Here is a 1,727-nt window from a genome sequence, read left to right as displayed (position 1 = left end):
TGTGTATAAGAGACAGCAGTACCGGCAGTGACCGCGCCGCGGGCGCCGGGCGGAGCGCGGCCCGGCGCCCGCGCGCGTGAGCGCCCTCACTCCCGGTGGCCGGCCGCCAGGACATACCCTCCGGTGATGACGTTGAGGCTCGACACCGCGGGTCCGGTCGCCACGCTGACCATCGACCGCCCGGCCAAGCGCAACGCGATGAGCTACGAGATGTGGTCGGCGCTGCCCGGCCTGCTCGGGCGGGTCCGGGACGACGACGAGGTGCGCGTGCTGGTCGTCCGGGGCGGCGAGCACTTCTCGGCGGGCGCGGACATCAGCGAGTTCTCCACCCTGCGCAGCGGCGCGGACGGCGCGGCCCGCTACGGCGAGGCCGTCCACGCGGGGGAGCGGTCCATCGTCACCCTCGGCAAGCCCACCATCGCCGCGATCAACGGGTTCTGCATCGGCGGCGGCTGCGAGCTCGCGCTCGCCTGCGACCTCCGGCTGGCCGCGGCGGACGCCCGGTTCGGCATCACGCCCGCCAAGCTCGGCATCGTCTACAACTTCCTGTCCACCAAGCAGCTGGTCGACGCGGTGGGCCCGGCGTGGGCCAAGCAGATCCTGTTCAGCGGCGAGATCATCGACGCGGCCACCGCGCTGCGCATCGGCCTGGTCAACGAGGTGCACCCGGCGGACGAGCTGGAGGCCCGGGTCAAGGGTCTGGCCGAGACCATCGCCTCCCGGGCGCGGGTGAGCGTGCGCGGGGCCAAGCACATCGTCAACCGCATCACCGACGGCCACCACGAGGAGGACGACGCCGTGCGGGCCCTGTACGACGAGGCCGTGCGCAGCGCCGAGTACGCGGAGGGCGTGACGGCGTTCCTGGAGAAGCGGCCACCGCGCTTCTGACGGGACCCGGGCGGGTGGCCGGGGGACAGGCGGGCGGGTGGTTCAACACCCCCGGGCTGGGTACCTCGTCGGCATGACCGAACCCGAGGACAAACCCCTCAACCCGGACCCGCCGCACTCGCCGGGCACGCCGGAGCCGCCCGATCTCGACGTGGACCCCGAGCAGTTCCTCGACGAGGACGAGCGGCGCGGGCGCCGGCAGGAGCCACCCGACTAGGGGCGGCCCCCGCCGGGCGGCTCACTTGCCGTCGTGCTTGTTGGTGTCGCCGGGCCACTCGCCGACGACCCTCTCGTAACCGGCCGCGCCGCCGCGGTCGATCGCGGCCTTGACCAGGCCGAAGATCGCGCCCTGGACGGTCGCGGCCAGCAGCACCTCGCCCCAGCCGCGGTCCTTCTGGGTCGCGGTGGGGGCCTCCTTCGTGCCGGTGATGAGCTTCCACACCTGGCCGAACAGGGCGCTGGCCGCCACACCGCCGAGCACGCCGAACAGCAGGCCGAGCGGGCGGTAGAGCATCTTGTTCACGGTCACCGCCCCCGCCGCGCGAGCTTCCACAGCACCACCACGAGCGCCAGCGCGCCCGCCGCGACCGCGGCCGGGTGCCGCCTGCCCTGCTCGACGCGCTCCCGCACGGTCGGCGGCAACTGCTCGACCGCCCAGGTCGCCCGCTCGCCGACCTGGTTCGCCACGACGGTGGCCTTCTCGCCGACCTGGCTCGCCACGACGGTGGCCTTCTCACTGACCTGACCGGCGACGGCGGTCGCCTTCTCGCTCACCTGACCGGCGACGGCGGTCGCCTTCTCACTGACCTGACCAGCCACGACAGCTGTCTCTTATACAC

At 73.3% G+C, this 1,727-nt stretch carries 4 protein-coding genes; 2 read left to right on the top strand and 2 right to left on the bottom strand.

Annotated features, from left to right (window positions below; genetic code table 11):
• Positions 1-126 precede the first annotated feature (126 nt).
• On the top strand, positions 127-888 hold the full coding sequence (locus ACFV4N_RS43445) for an enoyl-CoA hydratase/isomerase family protein (protein ID WP_499678545.1): 762 nt from the start codon (positions 127-129) through the stop codon (positions 886-888).
• A 73-nt stretch (positions 889-961) separates the two neighbouring features.
• Positions 962-1,105, top strand: coding sequence for a hypothetical protein (locus ACFV4N_RS43440; protein ID WP_499678544.1), 144 nt, complete (start codon positions 962-964; stop codon positions 1,103-1,105).
• A 21-nt stretch (positions 1,106-1,126) separates the two neighbouring features.
• Here the strand turns inward: ACFV4N_RS43440 and ACFV4N_RS43435 are convergent, their stop codons facing one another.
• Positions 1,127-1,441, bottom strand: coding sequence for a DUF4235 domain-containing protein (locus ACFV4N_RS43435; protein WP_499678543.1), 315 nt, complete (start codon positions 1,439-1,441; stop codon positions 1,127-1,129).
• Complete coding sequence (locus ACFV4N_RS43430; RefSeq protein ID WP_499678542.1) at positions 1,414-1,707, bottom strand: hypothetical protein; 294 nt, start codon at positions 1,705-1,707, stop codon at positions 1,414-1,416. The genes ACFV4N_RS43435 and ACFV4N_RS43430 overlap by 28 nt, the downstream gene beginning before the upstream one ends.
• Positions 1,708-1,727 lie beyond the last annotated feature (20 nt).

Origin of the sequence: Actinosynnema sp. NPDC059797 (assembly GCF_042732085.1) — a bacterium.
GTDB lineage: Bacteria > Actinomycetota > Actinomycetes > Mycobacteriales > Pseudonocardiaceae > Actinosynnema.
Note: the sequence above shows the minus strand (reverse complement) of the source record. Positions and strands in the feature narration are given on the sequence as shown.

What these genes read in the sequence shown, in the direction of transcription:
- ACFV4N_RS43445 (WP_499678545.1), top strand. Translation starts at nt 127, where the DNA reads ATGACGTTGAGGCTCGACACCGCGGGTCCGGTCGCCACGCTGACCATC.
- ACFV4N_RS43440 (WP_499678544.1), top strand. Translation starts at nt 962, where the DNA reads ATGACCGAACCCGAGGACAAACCCCTCAACCCGGACCCGCCGCACTCG.